Source organism: Pseudomonas sp. A25(2017), from assembly GCF_002001065.1.
GTDB classification, from domain to species: Bacteria; Pseudomonadota; Gammaproteobacteria; order Pseudomonadales; family Pseudomonadaceae; genus Aquipseudomonas; species Aquipseudomonas kilonensis.
Genome location: NZ_MUOA01000073.1, coordinates 108,603 through 125,265, shown reverse-complemented (window position 1 = coordinate 125,265; position 16,663 = coordinate 108,603). Strand labels below are relative to the sequence as shown.

The window sequence follows — 16,663 nt, the reverse complement described above, 5'->3', positions numbered from 1 at the left end:
CGCGGGGCGACTCAGGTCAACCGAAGAACCAGTAGCAAACGCCGATGGCCGCCACGACCCCGGCCAACTCCGCCAGCAGCGCACACCCCACGGCGTGGCGCGCCCGCTGGATGCCCACGGCGCCGAAATAGACCGCCAGCACGTAGAACGTGGTCTCGGTGCTGCCCTGGATGGTCGCCGCCACCAGGGCCGGGAAGCTGTCGACGCCGGAGGTCTTCATGGTCTCGATCAACATGGCCCGGGCGGCGCTGCCGGAGAACGGCTTGACCATGGCGGTCGGCAGGGCATCGACGAAACGCGTGTCCAGGCCGGCCCACTGCACCAGGTGCCGGATGCCGTCGAGGCCAAAATCCAGCGCCCCCGAAGCCCGCAGCACGCCGACGGCGCAGAGCATCGCCACCAGGTACGGCAGCAACGTCTTGGCGACGTCGAACCCCTCCTTGGCGCCCTCGATGAAGGCTTCATACACCTTGACCTTGCGCAGCGCGCCCACCACCAGGAACAGGATGATCAGGCCAAACAGCGTCAGGTTGCCGAGAATCGACGACAGCCCCGCCAGTGCCGTGGCCGAGAGTGTGGCCAGCAGCGCCATGAAACCGCCCAGCACCAGCGCGCCCGGAATCAGGTAAGCCAACACCACCGGATCCCACAAGCGCAGGCGCTGCATGAACGCCACCGACAGCAATCCCATCAGGGTCGAGGCGCTGGTGGCGAGCAGGATCGGCAGGAACACCAGGGTCGGGTCCGGCGCGCCTTGCTGGGCGCGGTACATGAAGATTGTCACCGGCAGCAGCGTCAGCGACGAGGCGTTGAGCACCAGGAACAGGATCTGCGCGTTGCTGGCGATGGTTGGGCTGGGATTGAGATCTTGCAGGGCGCGCATGGCCTTGAGGCCGATGGGGGTGGCTGCGTTGTCCAGGCCCAGGCCATTGGCGGCGAAGTTGAGGGTGATCAGGCCGATCGCCGGGTGGCCGGCGGGCACTTCCGGCATCAAGCGCAGGAACAGCGGGCCGAGGGCCTTGGCCAGCCAGTCGACGATGCCGGCCTTTTCGGCGATGCGCAGGAAGCCCAGCCACAGGGTCAAGGTGCCGAACAGCAGGACCATCACCTCCACCGACAGCTTGGCCATGGCGAAAATGCTTTCCACCATGGCCGCGAAGATCCCGGCGTTGCCGCCGATCAACCACTGCGCCAGCGCCGACACGGCAGCCACGATAAAGAAGCCAAGCCACAGGCCATTGAGCATCAGTTAAATCCCCCGGAAGATGCCGCGAATGATAGCGGGGCTGGCAGAAACGACAAACCCCGGATTTCTCCGGGGTTTGCTTGGCACTGCGCAGGTGATTAACGAACCCCCTGTGGAAGACCCTGTGGGAGCTAAGCTTGCTCGCGATGGCGGTGGATCAGCCAACATCAATGCCAACTGATCCGACGCCATCGCGAGCAAGCTCAGCTCCCACAATGGATCTCAACGGCTGGAAGTTTCCCCCGCCGGCAGCGGCTCTTTGCTGCGCCAGTGCGGCAGGGAGTTCCAGTAGCGCTGGCCCTTGGCATCGTCGTACATGCCTTCCCAGCGGGCGATGACCAGTACGGCCAGGGCGTTGCCGATGACGTTCAGCGCGGTACGGGCCATGTCCATGATGCGGTCGGCGCCGGCGATGAAGGCCAGGCCTTCCAGCGGAATGCCCACGCTGCCCAGGGTCGCCAGCAACACCACGAACGACACGCCCGGCACACCGGCGATGCCTTTGGAGGTGACCATCAAGGTCAGCACCAGCAGCAATTGCTGGCTGATGGACAGGTCGATGCCGTACAGCTGGGCGATGAAAATCGCCGCGATGCTCTGGTACAGGGTCGAACCGTCGAGGTTGAACGAATAGCCGGTGGGCACCACGAAGCTGCAGATGGCTTTCGGCGCGCCGTAGGCTTCCATCTTCTCGATCACGCGCGGCAGCACGGTTTCGGAACTGGCGGTGGAGTAGGCCAACACCAGCTCATCCTTGAAGATGCGCATCAGCTTGAGCACCGAGAAGCCGAACAGGCGGGCGATCAGGCCCATCACCACAAAGGCGAAGAAAGCGATGGCGACGTATACCAGGATCACCAGTTTCGCCAGCGGCAGCAGCGACGCGAAGCCGAAGTTGGCGACGGTCACCGCGATCAGGGCGAACACGCCGATCGGGGCGTATTGCATGATCATGTGGGTGACCTTGAACATGCTTTCCGACACGCCCTGGAACATCTTCACCAGCGGCTCGCGCAGGTCCGATTGCAGGCTGGACAGACCCAGGCCGAACAAGACGGAGAAGAAAATGATCGGCAGCATCTCGCCACGGGCGACGGCGGCAAAGATGTTCGACGGGATCAGGTTGAGGATGGTCTCGATGAACGCGTGTTCATGCTGGACTTCCGCCGCCGTGGCCTGGTACTTGGAAATATCCACGGTACCCAGGGTGCTCATGTCGATGCCGCTGCCCGGCTGGAAGAAGTTGGCCAGCAGCAGGCCGACGACGATGGCGATGGTGGTGACGATTTCGAAGTAAAGGATGGTCTTGAGACCGATGCGCCCGAGCTTCTTGGCATCACCGACCCCGGCAATGCCGACGATCAGCGAGGAAATCACGATCGGGATCACGATCATCTTGATCAGACGGATAAAGATATCGCCCGCCGGTTGCAGCACATTGCTGATCCACCAGGCCTTCTCGGCACTGAAATGGTTGAGCAGCGCGCCCAATGCAATCCCCAGCACCAGACCGATGAGGATCTGCCAGGCGAGGCTTAGTCGTGCCTTCTTCATATCGTTACCCTTACTTCAGTTGGACTCGGGCAGTGGCGCGAACAGATCGTCGATGACGAAAAACATTCGCGCCCCTGCCCCCGTATAAGGTCACCCCGAGCGCGTTAGCGGCTTACTGGCAGGCGAAAAAAAGGCGCAACTATTGCGATGCAGGGGGGGCTCGTCTAATGCCGTAAACGCCTACCCTATGCCGAATCGGCATGAAGATTTGCAAACGAAACCCGCCTTCCAGGCAGATCGAACACGACATTTATGCAGGCATAAGTGCCGTGAAACGGCCATTTCAGCGTAGCTGGGCTTTCTCTCGCAACGGTGGGGGACCGATGAAACAACCGCGAATCGAGACGCGGCCCATGGGAGAAATTGCGCCAGCATTCTCCGATATACGGTCAGGAAAAGGGGGATAAATCGGTGGGAGGAGACAATATGCCGCATCGCCGGGTGGCTTGCGGCGCCCCAATCAGCCAACCGCTCTGGCGCACGCATCTGGCGACATAAAGCTCTACGCAAGTTCGCCAAGCCGTGATGGCTTTGCGAACTTGCGTCGCAGCTTTTACCTGACCCGGCCCTTTCGCAGGCACCCCTTGTGCCCGTAGGTCACTCCGACGCTCATCCGTCAGAACGTCCCGGCCCCCTGGTCATGCACCGGCCCTCCTCGGGCTGTGCAGCAGAGAAAAGCAGGGCTGCTTTTCCCATTTTCAGAATCAGTACCAGTTCGGATCTTTCTTGAGTTGTTCCATTAACAGTTTCTGCATACCTTCATCGGGCTTGCCGAGGAACCGGTAGTTGGCATGACGGGTCGGGGACTTGTCGGCCGGCAGCCCCGCAGGGACTTCCACCAACATGGCATAGGCCTCGTCCTTGTCGAAACTGAAGGCGACGAACAGGCGTGCGCTGCGACACGTCGCCTGGGTTTCGCACAACGGTCCCACCAGGTACTTGTCGCCATCTTCCTCCACAGCATTCATCTGCTGCGAATCGCCTGACAGGTTCATCACCCATTCGGGCAGGCGCTCTTCTTTTTTAACGACGTGCTGCCAAGTCTCGCGGTATTGCGGGTCGGCCTCCAGCAACTGGTTGACGCGCATCTGTCCGTCATTGGCAGCCATTGCCATGGCACTGCCGCCCAGCAACAGGGCGGCGGCCAGTCCTTTAAATGAAACGCTCATGGTCAGCCTCGGCCACGACGGCCAAAGAAGAAGGAAGCAATGAACATCACCAGAAACACGACAAAGAGAATCTTGGCGATGCCCGTGGCGGTGCCTGCGATACCACCGAAGCCCAGTACAGCGGCGATGATGGCAATGATCAGGAAGGTAATTGCCCAGCTCAACATGGTGATTCTCCTTACGCTTTTCTATTTAGTGAAGGTCTTGCGGTGATGGTTCCGGCGCAATGGACGACCGGTTCATCGGGTTAAAACACCCAGCGCTCTTCACGCGGCATGGTGCTCAATGGCTGAGCCTGGTCGACATCCATCATGCGCATTGAAGCGGACGCTTCTTCAAGGCTGCTGACAGCGCTGAAATGGGTTTGCGGAGCACGCTGAATCGACACCTCTGGCGCTTCTGGCTGTTGACGCTCGTGCCAGAGCAACCATTGCTGGCCCGTTACGAGGGTGACCAGCAGCGCCAAGGCAGCCCATAGGCCCTGCTGGATGTGCAGGGAAGAGAGGCGCAATTGAGCGGCACTTTGACGATTCATCCTGGAATTCCTCCACACCCGGGTGCGGTGATCTGGTTGAGGCGCGCGAACGCCACGTTGACCAGAGCATTGCAGCCTGCGTGCCAGGATTTTTTGTTAAGTAAAAATCTTTAAAATCAATAAGTTAGTAAATAAATGCAACGTGCCGGGAGCGCATCCTGCACGATGGCGCAAGCGCCGGTCGTGCGTATTGCACGAATCAGGCGGAAAAGACGTTAGATTGTTTTTGAATTGGCTGTCAGACACAGCTGTCGGAATGAGCGATACGAACCGTCTGAACCAGACGATTCATAAAAAAAGGAACTCAAATCAGGCTTTTAGGAGTCACACGTCCACAGGGTCATTCTCGGTGAGTAATATCCCCTCAGAATCGACCATGCAACTTGCCCGATTTTTCTGACACTAACCAACATCATTCATTAAAGGAGCGTAGGAAAAATGGAATCCGCCACTGAGCATCAAGGCCGCATTCTGCTGGTAGACGACGAGTCCGCCATCCTGCGTACGTTCCGATACTGCCTGGAAGACGAAGGCTATAGCGTTGCTACCGCCAACAGCGCCGCACAGGCCGACGCACTGCTGCAACGCCAGGTGTTCGACCTGTGTTTTCTCGACCTGCGCCTGGGCGAAGACAACGGCCTGGATGTGCTGGCGCAAATGCGTATCCAGGCTCCCTGGATGCGCGTGGTCATCGTCACCGCCCACTCGGCGGTCGATACCGCGGTCGACGCGATCCAGGCCGGGGCCGCCGACTACCTGGTCAAGCCGTGCAGCCCCGATCAATTGCGCCTGGCGACCGCCAAGCAATTGGAAGTACGCCAACTGTCGGCAAGGCTTGAAGCCCTTGAAGGGGAGGTGCGCAAGCCCAAGGACGGTCTCGACTCCCACAGCCCGGCGATGAAAGTCGTCCTGGAAACCGCCCGCCAGGTCGCCAGCACCGATGCCAACATCCTGATCCTCGGCGAGTCCGGCACCGGTAAAGGCGAGTTGGCCCGCGCGATCCATGCCTGGAGCAAGCGCGCGAAAAAATCCTGCGTCACCATCAATTGCCCGTCACTGACCGCTGAACTGATGGAAAGCGAATTGTTCGGCCATAGCCGTGGGGCCTTCACCGGCGCCAGCGAGAGTACGTTGGGGCGCGTCAACCAGGCGGACGGCGGAACGCTGTTTCTCGACGAGATCGGCGATTTTCCCCTGACGTTGCAACCAAAATTATTGCGTTTCATCCAGGACAAGGAATACGAGCGGGTAGGGGACCCGGTCACCCGCCGCGCCGATGTGCGGATTCTCGCCGCGACCAACCTCAACCTCGAAGACATGGTGCGCGACGGGCGTTTTCGCGAAGACCTGCTGTATCGCCTGAACGTCATCACCCTGCACCTGCCGCCACTGCGTGAGCGCGCCGAAGACATTCTGACCCTGGCCGACCGCTTCCTGGCCCGCTTCGTCAAGGAATACGCGCGCCCGGCCCGGGGCTTCAGCGACGAAGCGCGCGAAGCGCTGCTAGGCTATCGCTGGCCGGGCAACATCCGGGAACTGCGCAACGTGGTCGAGCGCGCCAGCATTATCTGCCCTCAGGAAAAAGTCGAAATCAGTCACTTGGGCATGGCCGAGCAGCCGGTCAACAATGCGCCGCGCATCGGCGCCGCACTGAGCCTCGACGAATTGGAAAAAGCCCACATCGGCGCGGTGCTGGCCACGGCCGACACCCTCGACCAGGCGGCCAAGACCCTGGGCATCGATGCTTCCACGCTGTATCGCAAACGCAAGCAGTACAACCTGTGAGCGACACCTTATGAAACTGGCGATGAAGCTGCGCACACGACTGTTTCTCAGCATCTCGGCCCTGATCACCGTGGCCTTGCTGGGACTGGTGCTTGGCCTGGTCAGCGTGATGCAGATGGCCAACACCCAGGAACAATCGGTACGCGACAACTTCATTCTGCTGGACCTGGGCCTAAAGCTGCGCCAGACCCTCGGCGATCAGTTGATCATCATGCTCGACGACAAGCCCGACCTGGCGGCGCTGGAGGCCTCCAAGCAGCAATACCTGGCGCTGATCGACGAAGGCATCGCCCACGAACGAGGGTTGGACGATGCGGCAGTCAGTTTCAGCAGGGCCAAGGCCGACTACATGGAGTTTCTTGAGGCCTTCACCGCGTCTCGCCAGCCGCCGAGCCAGCTCACGAACATCAAGGACCTCACCGAAAAATTCAACGTGCTGCGCAATGGACTGATCGAAGGCTATCGCCAGGCCCTGACCAACATCAGTGAAACCCAGGACCGCACCCGTGAGCGCGCGATGTGGATTTCCGGACTGCTGGGGTTGGTGGGGTTTGCGGTGCTGATCATCGGGTTTATCACGGCCCATGGCATTGCCCAGCGTTTCGGCGCGCCGATCGAGGCACTGGCTGCAGCGGCGGACGACATTGGCCAAGGCAATTTCGAGGTCACGCTACCCGTTTCCTCGGCCGCTGAGTTGAATCTCCTGACCCGTCGTTTCGGGGTCATGGCCCAGGCCCTGCGTGAGCATCAGGCCACCAACGTCGATGAGCTGCTCGCCGGCCAGCAACGTTTGCAAGCGGTGCTCGACAGCATCGACGACGGCTTGCTGATGATCGACCGCCAAGGCCAGCTGGAGCACCTCAACCCGGTGGCCCAGCGTCAATTGGGCTGGGATGAGGAACGCCTCGGGCAAGGACTGGGCGAGGCGCTGGGGCGCCTTGAACTGGATGAAGAATTGCACCTGGTCCTGCGCGGTGGAAGCCTGGAGCGCGCGCCGGAAGACCTGAGCATCGAAGTCGACGGCGAGTCGCGGGTGCTGACCTACAGTCTCACACCAGTCAGCCATACCCAGGGCCACATCCTCGGCGCGGTCATGGTGCTGCATGACGTGACCGAACAACGCGCCTTCGAACGGGTGCGCAGCGAGTTCGTCTTGCGTGCCTCCCATGAACTGCGCACGCCCGTGACGGGCATGCACATGGCGTTCGGCCTGTTGCAGGAGCGCCTGCATTTTCCAGAGGAGTCGCGCGAGGCCGACCTGCTCAACACCGTCACCGAAGAAATGCAGCGGCTGATGCAGCTCATCAATGACTTGCTGAACTTCTCTCGCTACCAGAACGGCCTGCAGAAGCTGACCCTGGCACCTTGCTCCATCGACGAGCTATTGGAAGCGGCCCGGCTGCGGTTTGCCGAGCAGGCCCAAGCCAAGGGTATCGAGCTGCTCGTGGCGATCCAGGGCCCGCTCCCGCGACTGCATGCCGACGCTGCGCAACTGGATCGCGTGCTCGATAACCTGATCGACAACGCCATGCGTCACACCGGCGAAAACGGCCAGATTCGCCTGCAGGCCCGGCGCCATGGCGAGCGGGTGATCATCAGCGTCGAAGACAACGGTGAAGGCATTGCCTACGGCCAGCAGGGACGGATCTTCGAACCTTTCGTCCAGGTCGGACGCAAGAAAGGGGGCGCCGGCCTCGGCCTGGCGCTGTGCAAGGAGATCGTCCAGCTCCACGGCGGGCGCATGGGCGTTTATTCAAGGCCGGGGCAGGGCACGCAGTTCTACATGGCGCTGGCGGTCTGAGCTCACGGCCTGAGCGGACTCAGGCTTCGTCATCGAGGCGGCGTCCACGCAGGCGCCGACCACGGGTAATCAATTCAATGAGCTGCACCGCGCTGAGGGCATGGGCGAACAGCCAGCCCTGGCCGAACTTCACCCCTTCGCTGCTCAAATAGGAAGCCTGGGCTTCATGCTCGATGCCTTCGGCGATCACCTTGAGCTGCAGGGCGTGGGCCATGCGAATGATGTGCGGGGCCACGCCGCTGCTGGCGGCATCGTGGCCCAAGGCGTCGATGAAGGCCTTGTCGATTTTCAGGCAGTCCACCGGCAGGGTTTGCAGGTAGGCCAGGCTGCAATAACCGGTGCCGAAATCGTCGATCAACACCTGATGCCCGACGTCGCGCAGCGATTGCAGGTTATCCCGGGCGACCAACACATCGACCAACCCACGCTCGGTCACTTCGAAGGCAATCTGGTGCGCCGACACCCGATGCAGCGCCAGCAGGCGGGCGATCACTTCGCCAATACGCGGCACCATCACATCGCAGGCCGCCAGGTTCACCGAGATGTACAACTGTGGATTGGCCCGCAACAGTTGGCCCAATTGATCGAACAGCCGCTGCAGCACGAAATCGGTGATCTGGCGGATCTGCCCGGTGTTCTCGGCCATCGGGATAAACAGGTCCGGGCTGGTCAGGGTGCCGTCCGGTCGTCGCCAGCGCAGCAAGGCTTCGGCACCTACGCAGTTGCGGCTGCTCAAGTCGAAAATCGGCTGGTACAGCACCTGCAACTCACCGCGCCGGATGGCCCCGTGCAGTTCGGCATCCATGGACTGGCGGTGGCGCGCCAGCAGAAACACCTGGAAACCAATCCCCAGGCCCAGCACCAGGCTGACGGGCAGCATCCACCAGGCATTGGCCGGAATATCAAAAACGTTGCGCCGAGCGATCAGCACCAGTTGATATTCCGGGCTGTCGGTGGGCATCCGATAGATCAGCCGGGTCGGCGTCACTTGCAGGGCATTCTGGCTTTTCGGTGGCCAAGGCTCCGCGGGCGGCCAATGTTGATCCGTGCCCAACACGGGAATGGCTCGTTCACCGTGGTCCAGGACCACCAGCAGGCTGCTGCCCGGGGGCAGATCGACCACGTCGGCCAAATGCCCGCGGGAGGTGGCGACTCGAAAATTGCCGCGCCCCAGCATTAACGCCGCGCGGTCTTCGTTGGGTTCGGTGGTGGTATTGAGCCAGTAATTGTAGGTCGGCCCTCGGAGGTCGGGCGGGCGGGTCACCGACAAGCCAGTCTGGCGCGGGCGATTGGAACAGACACCACTGCCATCGATATACACCGCTTCATAAACGAAACGGTAATTGAAGCTGACCTCGCGCAAGGTCGCGATCATGTCATCGTCGCATCCGCGCAGCGGCTGGTTTTGCAGGTCGTCGAGGCTTTCACGCAATTGCCCGAAAAGCTGTTCCAGCCGTTGCAGGAAGCGCTCGCCCTGGGCATTCATCTGGTCGCTTTCACGCTGCTGGATCTGCTGCACGACCACAAACAGACTCCCCGCCAGCAGCAGGACGGTACTCAGGGCAGCCGCCATCATCGCCAGGAAAAGGGGGCGATGGAGCCAGCTCTGCAGGGTTTCGCGGGCAGCCGTCATCATGGGTAATCCGAAAGTTACCAATGAGTTATAGCTTCTGATTTGGATTTGGCCCGATTAGTCGGACGGGCGTCATTATTTTGTCTGGTTGAGCACCTGCAGGATCGCCGCGCTTTGCGCGTCCGGCGTGCCATCGAAGCGGGTCGGCCGGTAGTGCATCTGGAAGGCGGCCAGCACATGGTGGGTGGCCACGTCCCATTCGCCGGTCTGGGGCGTCGGGTAACCGAGGCGGGCCAGCTCGGCCTGGAACCAACTGGCAGGTGGCAGCTGTGGCGCGAAGACGGCCTGCTGGCGGGCGACGGCCTGTTCATCCGGCCACACCCCCAAGCCGGCTTGTGCCAGGCGCTTCCAGGGGAACAGCGGGCCCGGATCGAGCTTGCGCAGGGGCGCGATGTCGCTGTGGCCGATGATGCTGCGCGGGTTGATCCCGTTGCGCTGGATGATGTCCTTGAGCAAGACGGTCAAGGCCTGGACCTGGGCTTCGCTGTAGGGATACCAGAGGCGCCCGGTGGGCGTGTCGACAAACCCCGGATTGACGATTTCGATGCCGATCGAACTGGAATTGAGCCAGGTCCGGCCTTCCCATTCACTTTCCCCGGCGTGCCAGGCGCGTCGACCTTCATCCACCAGCTTATAGATGGTCGCGTCTTTATCATCGCCGATCAGGTAATGGGCACTGACTTCGCCATGGGTCAGCAGGGCCAGTGAGCGTTCCTGGGAAGCCGAGGTGTAATGCACCACCACAAATTGGATGCGGTTGTCATGGTTGACGGAAGGGTGGCTGGTGTCGAGCCGCGGGCCGCTGGTGCAGCCGGCCAGGATAAATAAAGCAGCAATGAGCGAAAAAAATTTCATGGCGGAAGGCATTACACGCTGGAAGTAATGCAACAGTGTAACGTATCGCCTCGCGATGATCCGGTGCGCGCGGCGATATTAAACAAATTGGAACAATTAGCCCCTCAGCCCAATTCTATGCGGTTACGCCCGGCATTTTTCGCGCGATAAAGCGCCTGATCGGCTCTTTTAAGCACCGAATCGCTGTGTTCGCCCGGCTTGAAGGCCGTCAGGCCAATGGATACCGTCACCGTCACCGGCTCGCCCTTGAAATGGAACGGACAGGCTTCAACGGCCAGGCGCAGCGCTTCGGCCAGCTTGGCGCCGGCAGCCAGGGGCGTATTGGGCACCAACAGGATAAATTCCTCGCCACCAAAACGCGCAATGAAATCGCCGCCACGCAGGCGTTTACGCAGGACCGAGGCGATCAGTTTCAACACCCGGTCACCGGCCAGATGGCCGTAGTTATCATTGATGCGCTTGAAATGATCGAGATCGAGCATGGCCAGCAGCATGCTGTTGCCGTGCCGTTGCCACTGGACGACTTCATGCTCGAGACGTTCGGACCAGGCGGCGCGGTTCGGCAGCCCGGTGAGCGGATCGACCAACGCTTTTTGCCGCTGCTCCTCGAGGTTCTCCCGCACGACCTGGGCGTCCTGCTCCATCAGCGCGACGCGATCGGCCAGGCTTTTCAGGCGAGCCGAGACTTCCTGCTCGCGTTGATCACGTTGCTGGCGGTGTTGGTCCATCGTGCCGAGCAAGCCCTCGAGATGATTCTCGAGCACCTGCTTGAGGCCTTCCAGGTCATCGGCTTGTTGCACGCTGCTTTGCAGGCCGTCCACCTGTTCGCGAATCTGGGTGTCCATTTCCCGGGAGGCCGACAGGTTATCCGCGTGGTCTTCACTGGCGGCCTGCAGGCTGCTCTGGAATGACTCAAGCCGATCGTTGAGGCGCTGCAGGTACGCTTCGAACTCATGCTGGCCGGTGTCGGTGATGGCCAACATCAGTACCGCCAGATCATCGAGGATCGGCAGCAATTCGTACCAGTTCAAGCCATTTCGCAACCGCTCACGCATGGCTTCGGCTTGTGGCCGATGGCGCTCGGGCAAGGTCAGGTCGCCCAACAGGCCCAACAACGTGTCTTCGATATGCTTGGCGACCGAGCTGTACGACGGCTCCGGCGAGTCGGGCAGGGCGTACTGGGCGTCAGCCCCATCGATGGCTTCCAGAGGCTCGGCGGGCTCCGCTGGGGGGAGCGAGGGATCGGGCAGGGCCTGTGCAGGCTCCTCGGGCATCAGTTCGTCGGGATTCTCGAGCGGCGGTGCCGCTACCGGGAGTTCGTCCGCGACCAAGGCTTGCAGCGGCGCAGGCTCGGTGGCTTCGTCCGGTTCGCTGATCGGTTGAACCACTTCGGCTACAGGTGTTGGAGCGGGCGTCGGGTCTGGCTCGATCTTCGGCGCAGTCATGGCAACCGGTTCGGGCGTCATCTCCAACGTGGGTGCTTGCTCCGCGACCGATGGCTGCGGTGCTGGTGCTGGTGCTGGTGCTGGTGCTGGTGCTGGTGCTGGTGCGACAGATTCTGCGTCCGTTGCCGGCGCCACGGCTCTGGGCAAGGCCGTTTCTGACGTCGATGCCACACTGGCCTGGGCAGGCTCGTGGGGCTGGGGCGTCGCTTCCTCATGGCCTTGGCCGCCAAACAGCCGTTGCAGAAGGCCGGGGCGACTCGGTTCGACAGGGGCATCCAGGGCATTGAGTGCCTTGCCTTGCAAGCCGCTCAATTCGCTGAGCAGCAGCGGAATCTCCCGAGCCTGGCCGGCCCGATCCTCCAGTTGCTTGGCAAACTTCTTCAGCGGCCGGCTGACTTCCTTGGGCAGCGGCAGGCTCTGCAACTGGGCAACCAGGGCCGTCAACGCGGCGCTCGTCTGCTCGACCCGGGTCTCGCGGCGCTGCTCGGAATCGAGTACGGCTTTCTCCAGGCGCGGCAGCAGGGCGGCGAGGCCGGCATCCATGTCATCGGTGCGCACCACCTCGCGCATCTCTTTCATGCATTGATCGACAGCCCTGTCAGTGCCCTCAGCGGCCAGGGTGCTGCGCACCAGGCCACGACGCAGCAAGTCGAGCCGAGCCTCCCAACGGCGCTCAAGCTTTTCCTGCTGTTCGATACTCTTGAGGTACTTCTCTCTCCAGCGTTCGGCGTCGTCGCTCATTCATCGGATCCGCGAGGGGCAGGACTCAGCGCGGGGAATGCATCGGCCGTGAGCGAACCTGGCAAACGAATTTCTACCGCGACTGGCAGGTGATCGGAAATGGGTTGGGCCAGCACCTCGACGCGTTCGAGGGTCAGGGTCGGGCTCAACAGGATATGGTCCAGGCAGCGCTGGGGGCGCCAGCTGGGGAATGTCGCTTCCAGTTGTGGCGCAAGCAGACCGAGATCGCGCAGGGGCGACGTCTGCAGCAAATCGCTGGCATGGGTGTTCATGTCGCCCATCAGCACCTGGTGTTTGTAGCCGCCGATCAACTCGCGAATGTACGCCAGCTGCATCGTCCGGGTACGCGCCCCGAGCGCCAGGTGCATCATGACCACGACCAGCGCCTCGGGACCTTCGCCGAAACGCGCGAGGATCGCCCCGCGGCCCTTCGGCCCGGGCAGCGGATGGTCTTCGATCGCCCACGGGCGCAAGCGACTCAACACACCATTGCTGTGCTGGCCGAGGCGTCCAAGGTTGCGATTGAGTTGCTGGTACCAGTAGGGAAAGGCGCCCAATTGGGCCAGGTGTTCCACCTGATTGACGTAGCCTGAGCGCAAGCTCCCGCCGTCGGCCTCTTGCAGCGCCACCAGGTCGAAGTCCTTGAGCAGGTCGCCGATTTTCTGCAGGTTACCGGCACGCCCGGTGTGCGGCAGCAAATGTTGCCAGCCGCGGGTCAGGTAATGCCGGTAGCGCTCGGTGCTGATGCCCACCTGGATATTGAAGCTGAGCAGCCGCAAGCGGCTATCGCCAGGCAGGCCCGTGGACGTGACATGATGCTCGTTGACCCGCGGTTCATGCAGGCCAACGATGCGTTCGGTGCTCCAGCGGGCCATGGGCGGAGGCCGCGCTTAGTTGGCAGCAGCCTTGGTGGCCGCTCGCTCTTTGGCGATCAGCTGGTCGGCCAGTTGCAGCGCTTCATTTGCGCCACCGGCAGAACCGATATCAAAGCGATACTTGCCGTTGACGATCATGGTCGGTACGCCCGTGATCTCGTATTTCTTCGCCAGCTCGCGGGCCTTCTTGATCTGGCCCTGGATGGCGAAGGAATCGAAGGTGGCGAGGAACTTGTCCTTATCGACGCCCTGGGTGGCGAGGAAGTCCGCCATCTCATCTTTCTTGACCAGCTTCTTGCCTTCTTTCTGGATCGCGTTGAATACCGCCGCGTGAACCTTGTGCTCGACGCCCATGGCTTCGAGGGTCAGGAACATCTGGCCGTGGGCGTCCCATGGGCCACCGAACATGGCAGGGATGCGCACGAAGTTAACGTCCGAAGGCAGTTTCTCGACCCATGGGTTGATGACCGGCTCGAAAGCGTAGCAATGCGGGCAGCCGTACCAGAACAGCTCCACGACTTCGATCTTGCCAGGTGCCGCCACCGGAACGGGGTTGGTCAATTCGACATAGGGGGCGGCGGGCTTTTCAGCCGCTTGGGCAGTCACGCCGAACAGGCTGGCGGCGACGAGCGCGGCGCTGATGATCAGATTACGCATGCTTTACTCCTGGACAATGAGGGGGCCTCGCGAGACCTGTTTCTAAGACAGGCCGTGGCGGGTTCAAGTTCTCTAGTGTAACGGCAGCGGCCACAAAAAAGGGCGGCCAAAGCCACCCTTTTGATGCTCGCATCGACAGATTAATCGAGCGTTAACGTTGCAAGCGGTGTATCCCCTTGCAACGCCCGCCCAACGGCCTTAGTGCAGGCCCTGGATGTAGCTCGAGACTGCCGCGATATCTTCGTCACTCAGCTTCTTGGCGATGCTCTGCATCGGCTTGGTGTCGCCATCATTGGTCCGGCCGCCTTCTTCCTTGCGGAAGTCGGTCAGTTGCTTGCCGACGTACTGGGCATGCTGGCCGCCCAGGTGAGGGAAGCCGGCCGCGGCGTTGCCCTTGCCGTCAGGCGAATGGCAACCGGTGCAGGATGGCAGGCCCTTGGCCAGGTCACCCCCACGGAACAGCGCTTCACCCCGGGCCACGAGTTTCGGATCGGCGGCGCCGACGCTGCCTTTCTGGCTGGCGAAATACGCCGAGATATCCGCCAGGTCCTGATCGCTCAGGTTGGTCAGCAGGCCGGTCATTTCCAGCACCGTGCGCTTGCCGGACTTGATGTCTTGCAGTTGCTTGTTCAGGTAACGCTCGCCCTGGCCCGCCAGTTTCGGAAAGTTGGGCGCCATGCTATTGCCATCCGGGCCGTGGCAGGCTCCGCATACGGCCGCCTTCGCCTGACCGGCAGCGGCATCGCCAGCGGCGTGGGCTACGCCGGATATCCCCAAGGTCAACAGCAGACTCACGATCAGTTTGTTCATCAGCTAATCCAACTACGGCTAAGGGTTAAAGAGTTATGGACCGGGTTCACTCGCTCATCCACTGGATGATGGCTCGGTAATCCTCGGCACTGCAGTCCATGCACAAACCACGCGGCGGCATCGCCTTGAAACCCTGGGTCACGTGTTGCACCAGCGTCTCCATACCTTTCGCCAACCTCGGCGTCCAAGCTTCCTGATCACCCTTGCGGGGCGCCATGGGGAGTTGGCCGGAATGACAGGCACCACAAACACGGTTGTACACAGCTTCCGGATCCTGTGTAGCCTGAGCGCTGTAAAGCGGCATCAAGACACCGGCAGCTAGCAGCCATTTCGTCATAAAACGACCTTTTCAGGGTTGGGAACGAGCTGCGTTCTAATGCGCAATTTCGGTCGGTCGCTCCCGTGAACTTCATCCTACGCTGGGACAAAGCGCACACAAAATCTGCGGCATTATATACTGGCGTCACTGAAACGGAAACGACACAGCTTGCCGCGTCCATTCCCGACGCCGCCCACATCGGAAATCCCATGCAACTGAAGAACCCCATTCTCGGCCTGTGCCAACAGTCCACCTTCATGCTCAGCGCCGCCAAAGTCGATCAATGCCCAGACGACGAAGGCTTCGAAGTGGCTTTTGCCGGGCGCTCCAATGCCGGCAAATCCAGCGCGCTGAACACCTTGACCCATGCGAGCCTGGCACGCACCTCGAAAACCCCGGGCCGCACGCAGCTCTTGAACTTCTTCAAGCTAGACGATGAACGGCGTTTGGTCGACCTGCCCGGCTACGGCTACGCCAAGGTACCGATCCCGCTCAAGCAACACTGGCAACGCCACTTGGAAGCCTACCTGGGCAGCCGCGAGAGTTTGAAAGGCCTGATCCTGATGATGGACATCCGCCATCCGATGACCGACTTCGACCTGTTGATGCTCGATTGGGCGGTCGCCAGCGGCATGCCGATGCACATCCTGTTGACCAAGGCCGACAAGCTCACCTACGGCGCGGCCAAAAATACCCTGCTCAAAGTGCAGTCGGAAATTCGCAAAGGCTGGGGCGACGCGATCACCATCCAGCTGTTCTCCGCGCCCAAGCGCATGGGCCTGGAAGACGCCTACACGGTGCTGGCCGACTGGATGGAATTGGCGGACAAGGGCAGCGAAGAGGCCGAGTAAGCCAAATCGCAGGCAAAAAAAACCCCGGACTTCTTATGGGGAGGGGGAAGTTCGGGGTCCAAGTTCCGGACCGCTAGGGCGGGGTCCAGATATCTGCCAACACTTAACACAACATAGGAGCATTGAAGGGCTTCACCAGCCATTCAAAATCTCTGAGTGGCAATTCATGGGTTTAGTTCAGATTATTTTTGGAAATAACCGTAGGAATTTTCCGAGCTAATGAGGCCGCACCTGGGTTTTCGGTGACTCAATGGGGCATGGGGTGTCTGGGCTGACGCCATCGCGAGCAAGCTCGCTCCCACAGTGGGTCGGTGTTGAACTCGATATCCGGCTCGACACAAAACCCGTGTGGGAGCGAGCTTGCTCGCGATGACAATCTTCCATTCC

The 16,663-nt window shown here is 61.2% G+C and carries 15 protein-coding genes; 3 read left to right on the top strand and 12 right to left on the bottom strand.

The window, feature by feature from the left end:
• Window positions 1-16 precede the first annotated feature (16 nt).
• The 5 genes from B0E42_RS18400 to B0E42_RS18380 form a co-directional block, all read right to left on the bottom strand.
• Window positions 17-1,246, bottom strand: coding sequence for a nucleoside recognition domain-containing protein (locus B0E42_RS18400; protein ID WP_077506986.1), 1,230 nt, complete (start codon window positions 1,244-1,246; stop codon window positions 17-19).
• A 222-nt stretch (window positions 1,247-1,468) separates the two neighbouring features.
• Window positions 1,469-2,800: a glutamate/aspartate:proton symporter GltP gene (gltP, locus tag B0E42_RS18395; protein ID WP_077506985.1), complete on the bottom strand. Its 1,332-nt coding sequence runs from the start codon at window positions 2,798-2,800 to the stop codon at window positions 1,469-1,471.
• 704 nt (window positions 2,801-3,504) lie between these two features.
• Window positions 3,505-3,969, bottom strand: coding sequence for an inhibitor of vertebrate lysozyme family protein (locus B0E42_RS18390; RefSeq protein ID WP_018602710.1), 465 nt, complete (start codon window positions 3,967-3,969; stop codon window positions 3,505-3,507).
• A gap of 2 nt (window positions 3,970-3,971) precedes the next feature.
• Entirely contained in the window at window positions 3,972-4,136 is a 165-nt protein-coding gene (locus tag B0E42_RS18385) for a DUF1328 domain-containing protein (RefSeq protein ID WP_003177151.1), read from the bottom strand.
• A gap of 80 nt (window positions 4,137-4,216) precedes the next feature.
• Window positions 4,217-4,504, bottom strand: coding sequence for a hypothetical protein (locus tag B0E42_RS18380; protein ID WP_077506984.1), 288 nt, complete (start codon window positions 4,502-4,504; stop codon window positions 4,217-4,219).
• 438 nt (window positions 4,505-4,942) lie between these two features.
• Here B0E42_RS18380 and algB point away from each other — a divergent pair, with 438 nt between their 5' ends.
• Together algB and B0E42_RS18370 are read left to right on the top strand one after the other, a co-directional pair.
• Window positions 4,943-6,289 (top strand): sigma-54-dependent response regulator transcription factor AlgB, encoded by a 1,347-nt coding sequence (algB, locus tag B0E42_RS18375; RefSeq protein WP_018602742.1) that lies wholly within the window; start codon window positions 4,943-4,945, stop codon window positions 6,287-6,289.
• Between the two features lie 10 nt (window positions 6,290-6,299).
• Window positions 6,300-8,090: an ATP-binding protein gene (locus tag B0E42_RS18370; protein WP_024617282.1), complete on the top strand. Its 1,791-nt coding sequence runs from the start codon at window positions 6,300-6,302 to the stop codon at window positions 8,088-8,090.
• Window positions 8,091-8,109: 19 nt separating this feature from the next.
• On the opposite strand, the gene B0E42_RS18365 is transcribed toward B0E42_RS18370, so the two are convergent.
• The 7 genes from B0E42_RS18365 to B0E42_RS18335 form a co-directional block, all read right to left on the bottom strand.
• Window positions 8,110-9,723: an EAL domain-containing protein gene (locus B0E42_RS18365; protein ID WP_018602746.1), complete on the bottom strand. Its 1,614-nt coding sequence runs from the start codon at window positions 9,721-9,723 to the stop codon at window positions 8,110-8,112.
• Between the two features lie 75 nt (window positions 9,724-9,798).
• Entirely contained in the window at window positions 9,799-10,578 is a 780-nt protein-coding gene (locus B0E42_RS18360) for an N-acetylmuramoyl-L-alanine amidase (RefSeq protein ID WP_053184783.1), read from the bottom strand.
• Between the two features lie 104 nt (window positions 10,579-10,682).
• Window positions 10,683-12,764, bottom strand: a complete 2,082-nt coding sequence (locus B0E42_RS18355) for a GGDEF domain-containing protein (RefSeq protein WP_077506983.1) — start codon at window positions 12,762-12,764, stop codon at window positions 10,683-10,685.
• The gene (locus B0E42_RS18350; RefSeq protein WP_024617285.1) at window positions 12,761-13,639 is read right to left on the bottom strand and encodes an endonuclease/exonuclease/phosphatase family protein; all 879 of its coding nucleotides are present in this window, start codon (window positions 13,637-13,639) and stop codon (window positions 12,761-12,763) included. The genes B0E42_RS18355 and B0E42_RS18350 overlap by 4 nt, the downstream gene beginning before the upstream one ends.
• A gap of 15 nt (window positions 13,640-13,654) precedes the next feature.
• Window positions 13,655-14,296, bottom strand: a complete 642-nt coding sequence (locus tag B0E42_RS18345) for a thiol:disulfide interchange protein DsbA/DsbL (RefSeq protein WP_018602751.1) — start codon at window positions 14,294-14,296, stop codon at window positions 13,655-13,657.
• 198 nt (window positions 14,297-14,494) lie between these two features.
• Window positions 14,495-15,106: a cytochrome c gene (locus B0E42_RS18340; protein WP_014335820.1), complete on the bottom strand. Its 612-nt coding sequence runs from the start codon at window positions 15,104-15,106 to the stop codon at window positions 14,495-14,497.
• A gap of 46 nt (window positions 15,107-15,152) precedes the next feature.
• Window positions 15,153-15,443, bottom strand: a complete 291-nt coding sequence (locus B0E42_RS18335; protein ID WP_003196231.1) for a cytochrome c5 family protein — start codon at window positions 15,441-15,443, stop codon at window positions 15,153-15,155.
• Between the two features lie 191 nt (window positions 15,444-15,634).
• Between B0E42_RS18335 and yihA the strand changes: the two genes are divergently transcribed.
• Complete coding sequence (gene yihA / locus B0E42_RS18330) at window positions 15,635-16,276, top strand: ribosome biogenesis GTP-binding protein YihA/YsxC (RefSeq protein ID WP_024617286.1); 642 nt, start codon at window positions 15,635-15,637, stop codon at window positions 16,274-16,276.
• The last annotated feature ends 387 nt before the right edge of the window (window positions 16,277-16,663 follow it).